Origin of the sequence: uncultured Psychromonas sp. (assembly GCF_947489755.1) — a bacterium.
In the GTDB taxonomy this organism is placed as follows: domain Bacteria; phylum Pseudomonadota; class Gammaproteobacteria; order Enterobacterales; family Psychromonadaceae; genus Psychromonas.
Genome location: NZ_CANLFB010000050.1, coordinates 1 through 18697, shown reverse-complemented (window position 1 = coordinate 18697; position 18697 = coordinate 1). Strand labels below are relative to the sequence as shown.

16 protein-coding genes are annotated in these 18697 nt (G+C 36.5%); all 16 read right to left on the bottom strand.

Going from position 1 to position 18697, the window contains the following annotated elements; translation table 11 throughout:
* Positions 1 to 163: 163 nt before the first annotated feature.
* The 16 genes from Q0794_RS17600 to Q0794_RS17525 all read right to left on the bottom strand — a co-directional run bounded on the left by Q0794_RS17600 (position 164) and on the right by Q0794_RS17525 (position 18589).
* On the bottom strand, positions 164 to 772 hold the full coding sequence (locus Q0794_RS17600) for a flavin prenyltransferase UbiX (protein ID WP_298944110.1): 609 nt from the start codon (positions 770 to 772) through the stop codon (positions 164 to 166).
* A 77-nt stretch (positions 773 to 849) separates the two neighbouring features.
* Positions 850 to 2202, bottom strand: a complete 1353-nt coding sequence (gene mpl, locus Q0794_RS17595) for a UDP-N-acetylmuramate:L-alanyl-gamma-D-glutamyl-meso-diaminopimelate ligase (RefSeq protein WP_298944109.1) — start codon at positions 2200 to 2202, stop codon at positions 850 to 852.
* 215 nt (positions 2203 to 2417) lie between these two features.
* Complete coding sequence (locus Q0794_RS17590; protein WP_298944107.1) at positions 2418 to 3335, bottom strand: manganese-dependent inorganic pyrophosphatase; 918 nt, start codon at positions 3333 to 3335, stop codon at positions 2418 to 2420.
* A 774-nt stretch (positions 3336 to 4109) separates the two neighbouring features.
* The gene (locus Q0794_RS17585; protein WP_298944105.1) at positions 4110 to 4715 is read right to left on the bottom strand and encodes a deoxynucleoside kinase; all 606 of its coding nucleotides are present in this window, start codon (positions 4713 to 4715) and stop codon (positions 4110 to 4112) included.
* Positions 4716 to 4998: 283 nt separating this feature from the next.
* The gene (locus Q0794_RS17580; RefSeq protein ID WP_298944103.1) at positions 4999 to 6267 is read right to left on the bottom strand and encodes a DUF4145 domain-containing protein; all 1269 of its coding nucleotides are present in this window, start codon (positions 6265 to 6267) and stop codon (positions 4999 to 5001) included.
* The gene (locus Q0794_RS17575; protein WP_298944101.1) at positions 6264 to 7241 is read right to left on the bottom strand and encodes a viperin family antiviral radical SAM protein; all 978 of its coding nucleotides are present in this window, start codon (positions 7239 to 7241) and stop codon (positions 6264 to 6266) included. The genes Q0794_RS17580 and Q0794_RS17575 overlap by 4 nt, the downstream gene beginning before the upstream one ends.
* Positions 7242 to 7437: 196 nt before the next feature.
* Complete coding sequence (locus Q0794_RS17570) at positions 7438 to 8109, bottom strand: hypothetical protein (RefSeq protein ID WP_298944099.1); 672 nt, start codon at positions 8107 to 8109, stop codon at positions 7438 to 7440.
* Complete coding sequence (locus Q0794_RS17565; RefSeq protein ID WP_298944097.1) at positions 8099 to 8527, bottom strand: hypothetical protein; 429 nt, start codon at positions 8525 to 8527, stop codon at positions 8099 to 8101. Before Q0794_RS17565 ends, Q0794_RS17570 begins: the two co-directional genes overlap by 11 nt.
* Positions 8520 to 9350 (bottom strand): hypothetical protein, encoded by an 831-nt coding sequence (locus Q0794_RS17560; RefSeq protein WP_298944095.1) that lies wholly within the window; start codon positions 9348 to 9350, stop codon positions 8520 to 8522. Before Q0794_RS17560 ends, Q0794_RS17565 begins: the two co-directional genes overlap by 8 nt.
* 74 nt (positions 9351 to 9424) lie before the next feature.
* On the bottom strand, positions 9425 to 12763 hold the full coding sequence (locus Q0794_RS17555) for an HsdR family type I site-specific deoxyribonuclease (RefSeq protein ID WP_298944092.1): 3339 nt from the start codon (positions 12761 to 12763) through the stop codon (positions 9425 to 9427).
* A gap of 188 nt (positions 12764 to 12951) precedes the next feature.
* Positions 12952 to 13482 carry a transposase gene (locus tag Q0794_RS17550; protein WP_298944090.1) on the bottom strand — a complete coding sequence of 177 codons (531 nt, stop codon included), beginning with the start codon at positions 13480 to 13482 and terminating at the stop codon, positions 12952 to 12954.
* A 2-nt stretch (positions 13483 to 13484) separates the two neighbouring features.
* Positions 13485 to 13841: a DUF1016 N-terminal domain-containing protein gene (locus Q0794_RS17545; protein WP_298944088.1), complete on the bottom strand. Its 357-nt coding sequence runs from the start codon at positions 13839 to 13841 to the stop codon at positions 13485 to 13487.
* A gap of 64 nt (positions 13842 to 13905) precedes the next feature.
* Positions 13906 to 15657 carry an SWIM zinc finger family protein gene (locus tag Q0794_RS17540; protein ID WP_298944087.1) on the bottom strand — a complete coding sequence of 584 codons (1752 nt, stop codon included), beginning with the start codon at positions 15655 to 15657 and terminating at the stop codon, positions 13906 to 13908.
* Between the two features lie 286 nt (positions 15658 to 15943).
* Entirely contained in the window at positions 15944 to 16606 is a 663-nt protein-coding gene (locus Q0794_RS17535) for a DUF4917 family protein (RefSeq protein ID WP_298944085.1), read from the bottom strand.
* Complete coding sequence (locus Q0794_RS17530; protein ID WP_298944084.1) at positions 16606 to 17274, bottom strand: abortive infection family protein; 669 nt, start codon at positions 17272 to 17274, stop codon at positions 16606 to 16608. Before Q0794_RS17530 ends, Q0794_RS17535 begins: the two co-directional genes overlap by 1 nt.
* Positions 17267 to 18589 carry a restriction endonuclease subunit S gene (locus Q0794_RS17525; RefSeq protein ID WP_298944082.1) on the bottom strand — a complete coding sequence of 441 codons (1323 nt, stop codon included), beginning with the start codon at positions 18587 to 18589 and terminating at the stop codon, positions 17267 to 17269. Before Q0794_RS17525 ends, Q0794_RS17530 begins: the two co-directional genes overlap by 8 nt.
* Between the last annotated feature and the right edge of the window lie 108 nt (positions 18590 to 18697).

Genomic DNA, 18697 nt, shown 5'->3' with positions numbered 1-18697 from the left:
TCAGTTTCGGTTAGTGGCTTGCGCCTCCGTCCTTGTCTGTGCGGCGTATTATAGGGATAGCGAAACTATTCGCAAGCCTTTTATGTTAATTAAATCACTATTTTTCAATCTTTTTATTTATCGTTTAAAAAGCAATCAAAAACAGCACTTTTATGCTCGAATATTACTCACACCATCTTTTGCTAGCTTGATGCTTTATCTGTAAATGGTCCATTACTCTTGCAACCATAAATTCATGAAGCTCTTCTATCGTAGTAGGTTGATGATAAAAGCCAGGTGCGAGTGGCATAACGGTTGCGCCTAACTCAGATAATGTCAGCATATTCTTTAGGTGTAATGTAGAAAATGGTGTTTCTCTTGGCATTACAATTAACTGCCCTCTTTCTTTAAAGACAACATCAGCGGCGCGTTCTATCAGATTATTTGATAAACCTTGTGCAATAGATGCAAGCGTTCCACAACTACATGGGCAAACCACCATTTTCTTGGGGGCAGAAGAGCCTGATGCGACTGGTGAAAACCAATCCTTTGATGTTAATGCTGTAATTTGATCTTTTTTGGCATTAAAGCGTTCAACTAAAAACTCGTTAAGTAATTCAATATCAGTTGGCCAATCTTCATTGACCTCAGTTTTTAATACTATTTGTGCTGCTTCAGATAATATTAGATACACTTTTACATTCGCATCGACCATTGATTGTAATAGGCTTAAAAAATAACCACTGCCTGATGCACCCGTTACACCTAATGTTACCGTCTCGTTATATTGCATAATAATCCTATATTGTCGTTCTATTGATAGCTTATTTAATGTAGCGACTATCTTATTTTCTGAATCCAAGTTTGAATCTAAGTATTCTTTTCTAAACTATCTAACAATTTTTGATGGATATTACCAAAGCCACCATTACTCATAATTAAAATATGATCTTGTGGTTTTGCCAGTGCAGTCAATTCGTTAACTAATCTATCGATATCTGTTTCAACATGAACCGTTTTACCTTGTTCATCAAACAACTCTTTTATAGACCATTCAATATTTTTATCTTCAAAACAATATACTGTGTCCGCAAGCGCTAACGAATTAACTAAAGCTTCTTTATGGATACCTAGTTTCATTGTATTTGAACGAGGCTCTAGTACTGCAATAATTCTTTCATTTCCAACTTTGGCGCGTAAACCTGCAAGTGTTGTTTTAACTGCAGTAGGATGGTGAGCAAAATCGTCATAAATAGTAATATTATTAACCTTGCCTTTAATTTCCATTCGACGCTTAATACTTTTAAACTCAGCTAAAGCAAGAATACCAATTTCTGGCGTCACACCGACATGTCGTGCAGCAGCAATGGCCGCTAATGCATTATCAACATTATGATCGCCCATTAAATCCCAATTAACTTGCCCTTGTTTAGTTCCATTTAATTTAACCTCGAATTGTGTGCCATCATCTTTTACTTTTTCAGAAGACCAATTTTCACCTAAATATTCAACTTCACTCCAGCAGCCCATGTGCTTAACGGCCATTAACGCTTCATCTTTGTTCGGTAAAAAAACACGTCCAGTACTGGGTACTGTTCTCATTAGATGATGAAATTGCTTTTTAATGGCATTTAAATCTTCAAATATATCAGCATGATCAAATTCAAGGTTATTCATTACTAATGTTCTTGGATGGTAATGAACAAATTTAGAACGTTTATCGAAAAAGGCACTATCGTACTCATCAGCTTCAATGACAAAAAAGGGTGTTTCACCTAAACGAGCAGATAAACCAAAGTTTTCTGGTACCCCACCGATTAAGAAACCCGGTTGCATGTTTGCGTACTCTAAAATCCAAGCAAGCATGCTCGATGTTGATGTTTTACCGTGTGTACCAGCAACAGCTAATACCCATTTATCTTTTAAGACATGCTCTAATAACCATTGAGGTCCAGAGATATAAGGAATCTGCCTATCTAAAACAGCTTCAACACAGGGATTACCTCGACTCATCGCATTACCGACAACAACCAAATCAGGCTGACTATCTAATTGGCTTGGGTCAAATCCTTGAATCAACTCTATGCCTTGTTCTTCGAGCTGGGTGCTCATTGGTGGATAAACATTTTTATCTGAACCAGTCACTTTATATCCTAATGATTTAGCAAGAATAGCAACACCGCCCATGAACGTGCCGCAGATACCAAGAATATGAATATGCATGAAACCTCAATATTGAAAATAAGAATAAGATGAATGATGTTATCAAATATTAAACTGAAGTGATCGATTTTAACAAATAAGATTAACGTGCTGTTTGCTGTATAAACAATTAGGCTTAACACAGGTAATAAAAAAGGCGAGTCTCTTCAAGAGTTTCGCCTTTTTTATTGTTCTTAGTAATTAATATAAAAGGTTAATTACTTATAACTGCACGATTAAGCTTCAAATGAAGTTTGTAAGAATGGGATGATTTGTTTTTTACGGCTAACAACACCCGGTAATTCAAACATATCATCAACAACCTTACTGCTTAATGCTTTTGCTACTTTATCAGCATCTTTAGAAATAATTAACGCTGTAGTATCTAGCTTATTAATATCGGTTAATAGCACAATAGTTGAGTGGTAATCTTTCTCTGCTTGTAATTTTTTCATTTCAACTAACATTTCATCTTTTTTAGCAAATGCTGTTTCTAATGATGTTAATTCTAATTGACCAATAGCTAATTTCTCACCCGCCATTTCAAATACTTTTTGGTCTCGAAGAATCAACTCAGATGCAGGTACCATTGCGATATCAGATTTAGCTTCAAACTGTGCTTCTGCAAAAGCTTGAATATCATCTACGCCAGCAAGTGCAGCGAGTTCATTAGCTGCAACAACATCAATATCTGTACAAGTAGGACCTTGGAAGTTTACCGTGTCAGAGATGATTGCGCCCATCATCATTTTAGCCACTGGTGCATCAGGTACTTGGTTATTGAATTTATACATGTTGTAAACAATTGTTGCACTACAACCTACAGGCCAGATCCAACACTCTAAAGGCGTTGAAGTTGTAATATCACCCAATTTATGGTGATCAACAATGCCTAAGATAGTTGCTTTTTTCATGTCAGCAGTACCTTGACCCCAGTCAGAGTAGTCAACAATGAAAATTTCTTCGCCAGCCACTTCAGTGCGAATTTCAGGTTGAGGTAAACCTGATTGCTCTAATAAGAATAATGCCTCAGGATTTGGTTCACCTTGTAATGCAGGCATTGCAGATTTACCCATTTTATTAAATAAACTTGCAAGGCCGATAGCGCTACACAAGCTATCACAATCTGGGTTTTGGTGTCCTAATACAATCATCGGTATATCCACTATTTTAATAAGTTAATTGGAGGTTATTAGTTAATTTTCTGCAGAATACCTGATTCTGCAAGTAATTTTAAGTATAAACATTTATCTAAAATGAGTCTTTTCAATCTGATTATTTCTATATCACTTATTTTAAGTGACCAAAATCTGTTATGCACATTTAATATTAATTGTTATTTTTAGTATTAATTGTTGTGTTACATAGATTAATAAATAGATTAATAAATAGATTAATAAATAGATTAATAAATAGATTAATAAATAGATTAATATTTTCTATCAGGTCCTATATAAACATCAAGAATCTTTAATATGGCTAAGATTATACTCCGATGAATTAACAAAATATATAACCGCTCTTGAGATGAAATACATATCGTTTACATTAAACACTTAATCAATATTTCATTTCGATTTAAAGTGAGTGTCTCTATTAGATATTAGGTTGAGTATTTAGTTTAGAATATAAATGTAACGAAGATTTGTAAATAAAGCTTAATAGTGAGATGAATGCTAGCACTGATTCAAAGTATAAAATGCTCATACGATAATTTTTCTATTGATTTATGGTCATAGCAATATGATGTCGCTAGAACCATAAAAAGCAAACAATACTATAACAAATAGGAAAACGGCCTTGAATCGATTAATGATTCAAGGCCGTTTAAAAAGTGTTATTTAAACCAGATAGTTACACAAAATGTGTTATAGAAGGCAGTAATTCCGAATCACATCTGACCTAGTCCACGTAAATACAACCTAGTTTTAACGACTTTCCCTCGAAAGAACAATATCAATTCGATCTTTCATTAATTGTTTATTTTCTGTTGTAGAGCGACCATGTTTTTCTGACGTATCAATCTCTACAATGGGAATATCAAACCATTTAAAGATTTTTTGGTAGGCTGTTTCTACACAATTATTCTGCGTTATTTCATCGCCGTACCACTGACCTTCGCCCTCTCTAGCTTTTATCCTATTTTTTATAGTTTCAGCATCAGCCTTAACAAAGACGATTACTTCAGGGAGAAGAATCTTTTCGGCAATGTTAAGCGTATCAAAGATACTTTTGACGATATCTTCTCCAAGCATAATGGTCTGGTATGCCAAAGTTGAAAATATATACCTGTCTAGTATCACCTCTTCAGACTCTAATGACTTCGAAACTTCATTACTCTTCAAAAAATTATTCATCAAGAAGAATAACAAAGCGCTCTCCTTTGATTCGTAGGAATCAATGACTTTTCTCAGCTCCAATGACTCTGGCACCACTGCTGAATGAACAACGGCGTTTCTCTCTTTCGCATACATTGAGCTTAGTGTTGTTTTTCCGCAGGCGTCTAATCCTTCAAAAACGATAAATTTATTCATTTTCCACATTCCTTCTAATTTATAATTTGTCAGTACAAATGGAGGCTTATTCTGGTCAAGCACAACAGCCTCCAATGTATATATTTCACTTTTAATGTTGGCACTTTGTAGCGCTACAACATTGTGAATGTATTGTTAATTTCTAGCGAAAAAGTAGTTCGTAGGGTAACCATCAAATATGTTTCAGCCATAGCAGAATTAGACTCTGCAAATATAAACGCCCACATGCTCTACTCTCAAGGATGTTATTAACTTCCCTTCTGAGTTTGAATTCACTGGGGCTTTAACCTATGCTTTGCAATTTCAAAATTGACTGCTTTTTCAAAAAATCGGTTAATCTAGAGGCGACTTCCAAAGGGTTTATAAACTCCTCCTTCATGTAATTAAAGGCTCCTTCATTACCTAATTTAATCGCTTTATTCAAATACTCCCTAGCAAGTTCAACATCAGCATTAACATACTCTCCTCTGTGGTATAACTTACCCAATTCAAATATTGAATCTGCACAACCTAATTCGCTTGCTTTTAGAAAATGCTCAAGCGATAAGTTGATGTCCGCAGTACCCACCTTTCCTTCAAGATAAATAAGTCCCTGTTTATGCAAACTAAAGTTATTCTTTTTTGCTTTAGCGTGAGTGATGAGTTTTAACCCTTCTTTATAGTGGCCAGCTAAGTATTTTTTCCAACCTAATTGTGGATATGCTTCGCTATATCTCCTTTTAACCAATGCACGTAAAATTGACTCCTCGTCATCTGAATTAATTTCATCTACATTGTTAGATATGGATAGCATTACATAGTGAAATAATGACTCGTAACCATTAGGGTTTATGGTAATTCCTTTCCCCTTATTGACGGTAATATCTGAAATGTGCAAACCTGTACTATAAAAAAATCCATTTTTATAACATTCACTTGCAAAGAGATAATGTGAGTTCGGGCGGTTAGCTAAATTATTATCATAATGCGCTATATGTTCTTGATCCTCTGCCAAAACTTGATAAACAAGCCCTAATAAAAAATGATCTTTGTGGTCTGTTGAAGTTAAACAACGGAACAAGAGATCTTTGCATTCTTGACCACCGACGGCGGATAAATCATACTTTGGTATTTTATTTACAACCTTTAACTCTAAGCAGGTTAATTCCAATAGGTTTAAAATTTCTATTCGTGTTTCCATAGCTTGGTTTTTCAATATGCTTTTATTAGCAGTACTATCAAAGCAGTTTAAATTTTCTCTCTTATTCGTATTTTCAGGCTGATGCACGCCTGTATTTGTTTGTTTCCTAATCTTATGGAATGATTCTTTTGTAATGCCATTGATAAAAGTCTCCCTTGCTAATTCGTTAATTTGATCATGCAGGTCAACGCTAATAAATTCATAATGATAATGTCTTGCCAACTTTAGGCATAAGCTTTCAATTGCCTTCCTGAACATCATTAAACTAGCATCTGCATGAACATCCATTAGCATCAAAGCGTTGTTATATTCGGATGCTATAGGCTCACCAAATAGGGCAACAAATTGTTTATCATCGGTAATAATATTCATACAAGTTCTCCTTGATTTGAAAAGACTAGCTGTTCACTTTGTTTGGATAAATATTCATTATTACTAATCAGTTTAATTGCATTGTCCGTATGAGGTTTCTGATAACGACTGCAGAATGTTTCCCAGTTAATCTCACAGACGCTCAATGCTTTATCAACGCTAACATCCAAAATCAAATCACCATATAGATAGCCGACTTGCGTTGAACTATTCTGATAAAATCGACCTTGAGGGTTGATCATTAAATATGAATTAGTCATTGCATCGTTATCCTCAATGACCATCACATCACCTAATTGAGCATGATGTTCACCGAATTCAGTAAACTGTTCATCAGTTACTAGCAAATGATTATTTAATACAGGAAGAACCTGAAAAACTTTCCATTTATCAGGTTGCAACTGAGTAATTAAATCAACAAATGACTCTTGATAATTTAAGCTATTAACAACAGTATTTACTTTTACCGATATAGATGGATTAACATTACGTAAACGTTCAACAGTATTGATTAAATCAACTTCATCAAATGAATTACCTTTACGATCTACCCGCCCAATATTTTTTCTACCATCAATAGACTGACTATCAAAGCTAATACCAATCATCGAAAAGAGTGCGCCGTAATTATCAATGAATTCATTGGTTAAATAATGTCCGTTAGTAATAAGCGACAAGTTAAAACCTAGCTCTTTAGCTTTTAGAATCAGTTGTGAAAAACGTTTTTTAAGAATTAAAGGCTCGCCACCAGCAAAATTAATACGAACACTTTTATAGGGAAATACTGCTTTAACTTTATTACCAGCTTCATTAAAAAAATACTGAGCAAGCTTTTCTAGCATCAATTCAGCGTCACTGCCTTGAGCATGAATTTCGTTTGGACGGTCCCATTTGGCATAACAAAATTTACAGGTGTAATTACAAACTTCCGTAATATGATAATTAATAACAAGTTCATCGGTAAAGTTATTCATGAGAACCTCCTAATACAAGGACAAGAAGGTTTGCTTTAATCACTGAATCAGAAGGAGAGAGATTATGGGCTGGGTTAAGTAATGAAAAAAGAATTAAATGATACATACTGTACTCCTAATATCACCACACTATGCGGTGACTTCAGGAGCAAGTATCAAACTGTGAAATTCACAAAAAAGGGAAACATGACATTATTTAATATTTATTAAGTAGCTGGTTGTACTCTTCGTATTCTGCTTTTTTACTATTATAAAGCTGCACCAACCACTCGCCATGCTCACTAATAAAATCATTTGGGTTATCAGTAATAAGTTTTCCAAGGGTGCCAAACTCCCCTTTAATAACTGCTTTTAATGCTAAATCATATGCACTTGCATTCGCATCAAACTCAATTGAATCAGCAATCATCTCCATTGAGCTATACTTACCTTCTGTAAACGGATAAGGAATTTCATCCTGCGCCCAATCTTTTTTATTACTTAACAAAAAAATTCGCAAATCCCCAACGCGTTTATCAAGCGCTTGAAATAGTATTTTTTTTGCTTTCCATTCACTCGCAAATTGATCAAAACTCGCAGCATCCACTTCCTTGCCATTAAGCCAATTCACCACTAATTTTTTATCTTCAAATAAAGTATCTAAAATAACAAGATTACGGATAAAAGTATGATTACCTGCTTTAATGGGTTTAGGCACATAATCAACAGACTCAGAATTGACATCTTGCTGATCAAGCAATTTAGCTTTAAGATTTTTATCTTTAACGTAGTAATTTAAACGACTTCTTAGTCGCTCAGGTAAAAGGTTTCTATCAATGCCTAGTGCTTGACAAGCAACGGCTGCAATACTTGTATTTTTACCAGCCATAATACCCTCGATTGCATCCCATCAGCTCTTTAATAGAGTCTAATGAATACACATTTTCAGCAATATTTGAATAATTTATATAGGAAGTATCTGCATCGCACTCTTCTGCAACGCGATAAATAGCACCAATACACATTCCCGCTCGGTTAGCTTCAGAAAGAGACGTACTTAGCGATGATAATAAGGATCTTTTCTGCTCTCTAAATTCAGAGCATGATAATGCAATATCAATACGAGAATAAGATTTATAACCTGTACATTGTCCAGCTAAATTAGCTTCGGTAAGCGATGTAGACATATTCGCCAAAAGCGACATTTGCTGTTCTTTCTTTTCCTCACATGCAAGATCTATATTAAAAGAGGCAAAAGAGTTCGTACTAATAAAAATACACGTTAATAATAAAAGCCATTTAATCATTAGCAGCCTCTTTTACAATTAAATCATTAACGACGGCTTGTTCTGTTTGTTCATCATTTGCCTTAAAATGAAAGAAACACAAAATAGATAAGCTGATAATAATCACATCATCAATCCAGTAATGCTGATACTTAGCAGCTGCTATTATTGGAATAAAGCATAACAATATGACTTTCAGTAGAGTATTTAATGAGTGAATACCTAATAAACTCACTCTAAATTTAAAAGGAGTAGTAGCCGTTTTTTTAAATGGTTTTAATAGCTTCCCTGCCGCCTTTAAATGCAAAATGCAAAACAGAATCAAAAGAATACTAACAATAGAGTTACCCTGAGTTTGCTTAACCATCAAGGATCCTGCCAAAACCAACACTAAAACAACAACAGGAATAAACAAAAAATGCCCTAATGAGTGCATCCAATTGCTCCGCTTCAATTGCTGATCGATATGTTTACGTCTTGAAACAAAATAAAATTTTGATTTAGTCTCTAATTCAGAAGGCTTTACTAATTGCGATAAATAATCAAACACCGCCCTATGTTTAGTTTGATATGTTAAAAAACCAGAGTCAGATAATATAAAATCATCATTTTCATCTAATAACGTATTTTTTTTATCCAAATAGTCGATATCCTCTATTACACTTATCATTTTTTCATCTGGACTATTTCCCGCCCTTTTAACGACATCAACATCCCTTTTTAAGTAATCTAACGCTTCTCTCCATTGTTGGATTAAATCTCCCTGTGTAAAATCCTCCTTTTTTACTTCAAACGGAGTGTCATCTACTATCGTATTGGGATCTACTTTTTGTTCATTTTCCATTTTAAACTCTCAACTCATTATTTTATTTTGTATTATTAGTTTTTATTGCTTTAGTTGTTCTCAATTTCGATAAGCTAGATCACTGAACGATTCTCTTTAAAATTTTCTGCCTGTTCAAAAATCTCTTTATAGATTTCATCACGGCTGATTGGTGGGTATTTGTATTTTGCGAGTAGCAATATCAACGCAACTTTTAAACTGGCTTTGATATCGTCGCGGTGGCTCCAATCGGTGAATTTGGCTTTATCATCAACGACCACTTTAACCTCTTTAGCCAACTCTAAGAGCTTATCTTCAGGGTAATCAAAGTCATATTTAACGGCTAACGATTTTAAAATATCGTAAAAGGCTTTTTCTTCAAAGTTGATACCTAACTCATCACCAGAATTCATCTCTTTTTGAATGCCGTAGATCATATCAACCATGCTTTCAGAGAAGTCGTCCAGGACATTACTGACTAATACGTCCTCCTCTTTACGTTCATTATATTGTTCAACCAATGCTTGGAAGCGTTTGGAAAAATCGATACCTTGTACTTGGTTAACTTTTCTCAGCTCACCAATGGCTTTGGCTAATAGCTGTTGTAGTAATTTTATCTTGGTATTGGGTAGTTTAATTTTGCCTATTTTTTCAAGGTAATCATCATTGAATATATCAATCTCACCGCCACTTTCATTACCGAGCTTAAATATTTCCTCTACGCCATCGCTTTGTAATGCAGCAGCAATCATGTCGCGAACTTTCGCATTCATCACTGCCGTATCAGGCGCATCACCTTTGGTTAACTTGAAGACAATAGAGCGCACGGCTAAATAAAAATGAATCGTATCGCGTTCTTTTTGATTGAATTTTTCACTACCGCAGCAAATGTCATAGGCCGCTTTTAAGCGTTTTACCAAATCCATAAAACGCTTATGTTTTTTCTCTGTTACCAGCACAAATTCAGCGGCATAATTTAAACAATTTAATTGAGCAACCGCTTCACCTGAGAAGTAGGAAGAGGAATCAAATAAGTGAAACACTTGAGAAAGTAAATCTAAGTGGTTTTTTACTTCAATAACAGAGGCCGCTATATCTTCAAAATTGGTTTCATCTGTTTTAGCATACTGGGCTAACGCTTTATTCATGGCTGATTTAATACCGATATAATCGACCACTAACCCTTTATCTTTACCTTCATACTGACGGTTAACTCGTGAAATAGTTTGAATCAAGCTATGTTTTTGAATCGGTTTATCGATATACATAGTGTCGAGAAATGGCACATCAAATCCGGTTAACCACATATCTACAACAATAGCTATTTTGAAATTTGAATTCGCATTTTTGAATTGCTTATCTAATTCTTTACGCTGATCTTTACTACCAAGTAGATCATATAATTCTTTAACATCATCCTTACCCCGCGTCATCACCATCTTCACTCGCTCAGAGGGTGCGGCAACTCGACCATCGTTAATGGCACGTTGGCGTTCGCTTTCATTGAGTTCAGTGGCATTATCAGTATCTACTTCAACAAACCAGTCAGGGCGAAGTAATTTCACTTCTTGATACAACTGATAAGCAATCGTGCGTGAGCTGCACACAAACATTGCTTTTCCTGCGACCGTTGCCCCTTCTTCAAGTCGTTTTTCATAATGTTCAACAAAGTCACTGGCTAATACGCGAATGCGGTCAGGGTCGCCGAGAATTGAATTCATGTTCGCCGTGGCTTTTTTACTTTCTTCTATCTGTAATTCATTACTACCTGCATCTTCACATTCTTTGTAATAAGCCTCGATTTCACTGAGCTTGCTATTGTTCAAACACACCTTCGCAGCACGTCCTTCGTAAACAATGCGCACAGTAATTTCATCTTTCACTGATTCAGTCATGGTGTAGGAATCAACAACCTCACCAAACACAGTTAAGGTTGCATCAACGGGGGTTCCTGTAAAGCCTACATAAGTTGCGTTTGGTAATGAGTCATGGAGATATTTAGCAAACCCGTAGGTTTTCTTAACTTTTCCATTTTCGGTATCAATAACTATTTTTTGGTCGAGATTCACTTGGCTACGATGTGCTTCATCGGAGATACAAATAACATTGTAACGATCCGTTAATAACTCAGTATCTTCGGTAAATTTATGGATAGTGGTTAAGAACAAACCGCCACTGTTACGCCCTTTCAATAACTCACGTAAATGACTGCGGCTTTGCACCGTTTCAATGGTTTGATCGCCAATGTAGGTTTTCGCATTACCGAACTGTTGCGAAAGTTGATCATCTAAATCGGTACGGTCGGTAATTAATACGATGGTCGGGCTTTTAAATGCCACACTCTTCATTAGCAAGCGCGATAAAAACTGCATGGTAAAGCTCTTACCACAACCTGTTGCCCCAAAGTAAGTACCGCCTTTACCATCACCAATCGGTTTTTGATGCAGTTTGATATTTTCAAAGAGTTTTTTAGCCGCATAATATTGCGGATAACGCGGCACAATTTTTATCTCTTTATTGCCCGAGTCGGGGAAGTAGATAAAATTACGTATCACATCACGCAGACGTGCTTTATCAAACAAGCCTTGCAGCAGAGTATGCAGCGAGTTAATCCCATCCTGTGCAACCAACTCATTTCCCGTGACCTTGCCCCAAGAATAAAAGAACTGATAAGGAGAAAACAGGTTTCCCATTTTATTATTAACGCCATCGCTAATAACACAAAAGGCATTAAACACAAATAACTGGGGAATATCACGACGATAACGCGTGGTCAGTTGAATATAACCATCATGGATTGTCGCTTGCTCTCGAATAGAGCTTTTAAATTCAAACACAACCAAAGGCAGCCCATTGATATATAAAATACCATCAGGAATACGTTTTTCGCCGGTTGCGCCAACAATTTCAAGCTGATTTACCATTCGGTAAGTATTGCAGTCTTGGTCGCTCTTTTCAGCAGCACTCTTCGCAGTGTAATCAACCTGATTTTCTGCTACTTGTTCAAGCTTTAATGCTCTATCTTGTTGAAACTCAATGACGTTATCTTTAATCAATAAACTCTGTTGAATAGCATCATCTACATTGTCGAAATCGACTAGTTGAATATATAAATCTTTCTGCGCAGCACTACCGGCTTTACTGCCCGATTCGCGCTTTAATAGGAAGCCATCACTCAGCCATTTACAAAAGGTTTTATTGCTGTCGTACAAATCACTCGCAGGTAGGGTTTCCAATTTACGAATAATCGATTCAATCTCACCGGAAGTGATATTCGCTTGCTTATAGCGTTTACTTAAAAAAGCACGTAAATCATCTTTGATGATCACCTCAGATTCTGAACGTGTCAGATGAGCACCATTAAGATGTGAATAGCCCTGTTCGCCGAGCAGTTCAATAATGGCTTGTTCTAATTTGGCTTCAGTGAATTTCATTTACTAACGTCCTTTGCTATTACCCATAAGCATAACCATGCAGAGCTTCTTGACGAACCACTGAGAAATCCTCGGTAGTTGCATCCTAATCTAACTCTTCCCCTAGTTCCCATGCTCCGCGTGGGAATTCAGATTACACTTTACCAACTGCTACGCATTACCACGCAGAGCGTGGGAACGAGATTCTTCTACCAATTTTTATCAATTTCAATCAGCCCAGCTTGACCTTGGTAATCTCTTGCACTGGAATATCGCCAATGCTCAGGCAGATCAACAAAGCCGCGTTTAACCGGATTTTGATGAATATATTCAATTTTCTGTCGCATCATTACTTCATTCTGAATTAATTCAGGATGCACACCTTCTTGCCAAAATTGATATTCGCGATCGTTTTTGTGCGCTTTTTTATAAAACGCTAATTGATCCAAAATAATTGTTACCCTTTGTTGCTTTAAATAAGCAAGTAATTGTCGCGCGGTAAAGGATTTAAACCGGGCAATATCTTTATCCAGTTGCTCACTCTGCACAACCAAATGCAGATGATTTTCTAAAATGACGTAAGCATTTACTTTTAAGCCTTCACGCATTAAAAACGACAGTGAATCAAGAACAATAGCCACTGTTTCTGGTCGCGTAAAAACAGGTATCCAATGCAACACCGTTAAGGTAACAAAATGTGGTGCATCGACCTGAGTTATTTTATAACGGCTACGTCCCATTGCTAACTCCTATGCATTACCACGCAGAGCGTGGGAACGAGGCAATGAGACCAACTCAATTCGAGAGACACTGTCTCTCGAATTGGAAATGCCAAATAGAAACGCCGCATATTACGCAAGTTAGTAAGATCAAAACCTTTACCAAATTCACTTGTTAATGTTTTAGCTAATGACTTCAGCACTTGTTTCCCATAAGCTGCACGGCTTTCACCTTGCTGCTCATCTTCAACAATTAATTGCCCGACTTGCCAATAAGTGAGTACCATAGTGCGATTGACAGTTTTTTGTAGTGTGGCGCGGCTATTTGCCAATAAAGCACGTAATTCATTTAATAACGGTGTATGACTTAAAGCGGTCATTACAATCTCCTGTCGTTTAATTGATTTCTAAGGCTATATCGAGGCTTAAGAACAAGACCATTCGCTAAAAACAATCGGCGAAGTGTTTTTTTAACAATTTGAGCATATTACGTTTTGGTTTATACGCTTGGCCAACCTGCGTCACCATCTGGTAAAAAGTACTAAGGGCAGTATTATTGGCTGTTAGCATTTTTTCTAATTTCAGTAGTAAATCGGTCGCTTCCTGATAAGCTGAATTATTCCCCTGTTCAATAATTGGCTTAACGACACGTCGATATAAATCAACACAATCATCAGGGTTCGACGTAACAATTAAATTAGCAAGTTCCAGTAAACTGCTTGTATTCGCTTTATGCGACAGCACCCAAACACGCGCTTTTTCTAGTTCATTTCTATCGATATAAAAGTTCAGTAATGCATCCGCATTGACCGCAATGCCATATCCGATTTCAGTATAACAATCAGCCAGTATTTGCTCTGTTTTCTCAATAAACTGCGAATCAATGACGCCTGTTTGTTCCTGCAATACAACCAATCTTTGATACCCCGTAAAGCTAGGTTTATCGCTAAACATCTGCCAACCGAGTTGCCATGCACTTTTATATTCACCCAATGCAACTCGGACTTTAATTTCAAATTTTTGACACTCTCTTTTTTCATAGTCAGTGGTCGCCGCTTTATAGGCTTGCTGCAGCCAATGTTCCGCCTCCAGTTGCGCATCATGTGCTAAACAAACATCGGCAATGGCTAAATAATCAGAATTTCTGACCGCCGTTATCTTCATAAACTGACACTGTGCTAGCCAATCGCCCTTTCGCACTGCATCATCAATAAGCGGTTCAGTTAATCGCCTCAGTGACCACTTTTCATTCCAATCACTCAAATCACCCAACGCCGCTTTCTGCTCAATAGCTTTCAGACATTGTGTTAAAAAGAGCTGTTTAACTTCAGGGCTTAAGGTAAAATCTTCAGGCACACTGGGGAACACATCGTATTGATAGTCCTCAGTGTGACTAAATATCCATTGCGCTTTTTTTTCATCGGACCAAGGGAGCACATTAAATAAATCGACTAACCGTTGATTCAACTCACCCTCGATATAAAAACGAAAGCCACCTGAATCATCAATTTGTTCTAGCACCTTATTTAATCGCTGGATCGCTTTTAAAATAAGCGTCCATTGCTCGGTGACCGATAACGTTTTAATCAGCTCAAAAAGGGTTGTGAACATCTGATCGGCATGGGTAAAATAATCCCTGACCTTATTCCATTCCCACACACCTTTTGCAGGCAAGGCCTTAGTGATCAATTTGCTTACCTCGGAGGTACTGACATTATTTTCTTCACTGCGCATAATTAACTGCCACTTATCCTGTTCATTGGTTGATTCATCAATATAGGTCATCAAAATATCGGTGAGCTCATCAATAGGCTTTTGCTTAAACCAGTTTATCAATTTAATTTGCTTTTCATTTTCGTTAACAAATTCTGTTTCAGGCGTATTTTCAACCAACAGCGCTACCGCGACTGCATGTTTGCAGACATCTTGATATGCAGCAGCAGGACAACTACAGCTAACCAGTAGCATCTCACCTTGGATAGCATCCTTTTTTTGCCCTGTGACGTTTTGTAGGAGAGCTTTTTGTAAGGAAACGTTTTGTAAAGAAACATGGTAATCCTGCTGTCCCGATACCATTGCCGATGCCCCTTCTGCGGTCACCGATAAGCGACCTACCTTACCCGACTGATAGAGTAATTGACCTAATTGATAAGATCGGCTTTCACTACGCTGTTTTATTTCATTGAGATCGAACATGGCTAGCTACCTTCTGTATTGTCATTATCTTCTGATTCCCATGCTCTATTAATTCCTAGTTCCCATGCTCTGCGTGGGAATTCATCTTGCACACTGCCAACCGCTACGCATTACCACGCAGAGCGTGGGAACGAGGTTCATTGACCTAACTGATAAGATCGGCTTTCACTACGCTGTTTTATTTCATCGAGATCGAACATGGCTAGCTACCTTTTGCATTGTCATTATCTTCTGATTCCCATGCTCTGCGTGGGAATTCATCTTGCACACAACCAACCGCTACGCATTACCACGCAGAGCGTGGGAACGAGGTTATAGTAATTTTCTTTTCATCATCAGACTTAGTGTTATATAACAATAAGTTGCCATGAGGAAAATATAGCTGAACGTTTTTACCTGCAATTGTTGCAAAGGAAGTCTCATCAAATAAGAGACTCGTACTATTCTTCACATTGTCTTTTAGAGAAAAACCATCAAGGAATAAATCTGTAACATCTATCCGTTCTTGGGCAGCCCAATACACTAATAGGTCATAATTCAAACTGAAAATAATTTTAAAATTGAGCAGATATTGTTTAATTAAATGAATATCCTTTTCAACGCTTGCCTGTTCTGGATGTAAACCTATGACCGTATCAATCAACGAACGACGAACATCCGTATAGGCCTTACGAACTTTTTTGCACTCTGAATCGGTAATCTTAACTTTTTTATTAACATAATCAGCTTGATTGAGTTTATATAAAACTCGTTCAAAATCTCGTTTATCAGCTGAAAAATGTTCAAATATACCTTGCGCATTTTCTTTTATATATCGGTTATTCTTTCCCCATTGATAAAGCTTGTTGTACGAAAAATCAGATGAAATAGCAATCGAACCACCATTACCGACAATTAAAGTATCGGAGAACTCTGCTTTAATATCTTCCCATTGTTTAATTTCGATCATTATTCATTTTCATCAAGGTTAGATTCGTATTGAAGTAAAACTTCTCGATATGCTTCAATATCTTGATCAAATAGAATCTGACTTGCTGAAAATGAGAAAAAACTATCTTCACCCATCAAAATTTTAATATCATTCTGATCATCAAACCATTCATTAAAGTCACTAAAGTCTACGTAATTCATTCTTTGAGCTGACTCAGCAACCACTGTATCTTTGTGTTTCGTATATAAACAAGAAGCAAGCCCATCGACCGAAGACATAATAAATTCGGCACTAGGCATATCAATCGGATTATCGCGGTAACCATCATCTCCATGGGATGCCGCTCCATACCTGTTTCGTAATTGGCCCGTAACATTTACAATTTGACCTGCTAAAAGAGATAAAAGATTATTAATGTCATCATTGCGACTAAACTCAACATTATTTTTAACTTGTTTATATAATGGGCCAAACTCTTCATTTTGATTAACGCCTTCAACTCTATCGTTTAAAATTGTTTTAAAAACTGTTTCTAAAAATGCCTTAGAAAGATCTAAACACAGTGGTGCGTCAGTTTTACGCGCAGCAGCCTCTAACCTTTCTTTTTGTTCAATTAAATGAATAGCTCCCTCACTCCCTACGATAGCTTTTGTGCTTAATTGCAATTTAAAGCTAGTATCAGTCATGATTTATATTCTCTAATTTAATCTCACCTGAAATCAGTTTTGGCAGTAAATAATCTCGAGTTTCTGTCAATGTATTTATCTCTTCGACATTAGCTGTAATTCGTTGATAATTTGCTTTAGCTATTTTGGTATAAGCTTCAACAGCTTCTTTTGATGGGATAATCAAATGAATACTTTTAAATGTTTTTTTACTAATCTCTGCAAAAGTTGTACCACCAGATATACTCTTAATTTCATCCATAACAGAGTCCAACCATTGAATTGTATACTCTGAGGTCAGCGTTTTAGCATCTGTAATTGCGATATAACCTTGATTGATAGCGACAGGGACTTTAGCTAATGCCAAATAACCAACAGGCGCTCTCGATGACATTAATACAGTATCAACGGGTAATAATCCTGAAGTGATTTTTGTTAAACCAAGGTCAGTAATTTTACGGCTAGTATCCAACATTATTTTTGTATCATTGCCAGATAAGTCTTTCGGTGAAGTCCAATGAACATCCCCACCTTCCCAGAAATCAGGATTTTTAGTACTTGGAGTAGAGCCACCTTTAACAACAAACTCATCACCCGTTGTTGAGCATTCCCACCCCAACGGCACCCAGCCTAGTTGCTCGTTAAATTCAAATTCGCTTGGGAAATCGGGATGTGACAGTGGCGTATTCTCACTCTCATTTCCAGATGCCAATCTCTCGCTTTCATGATCCAGCGAGGGAGTGCGTCCGCTTAATGCCGCTAAACGTGTTACCGCTTTCGGGTGAAGTTCCTCTGGGAAATCAGCAGGTAAGTTTTCCAGTTGATAGTTTGCCTTGGCTAATAGATTGTCAAAGACAGGATCAAAGTCCACAAACCAGCTTTTAAACAAGGTTTGCGCCATCTCCTCAAGGGTTTGATTGGTTTGGCGATTGAGTTCGATTTTATTATTTAATGAAGTTAATGATTTTGCAACTTTCCTTTGAATTTCTTTTTCTGGTGCATAAAACGGGTAATGAGAGATAGCATCAAAAGTTATTTGAGGAAATGTACCAGACCGTGATTCAGCTATTTTTTGAAATTCTGATAACGTTTTATTACTTGTTAATTGTAAGTAAAAGTATTCATCATCCATCACATCACGATCTAATTTAATCACCATAAATTTTGTTGATACAACATAATCTTCTGGATTATCAAGATTAACGACAGCATATCGACCATTACCAGGTCTAATTTCAGAAAACAAAATATCACCATTTTGAATTGCTTTTTTTGCTTGCCCAGGTAATCCTTTTGTCTCACTATAATTTTTATGAAGAAACCTACCTTCAAGCACATCACCTGTATTTACAAAGACAGCTTCATCGGTTAATGCCGTTCACTTAAGGTGAACGGCATATTTGCTTTTAGCTACTGGATATCTATTTTTAGATGATTTTAAACA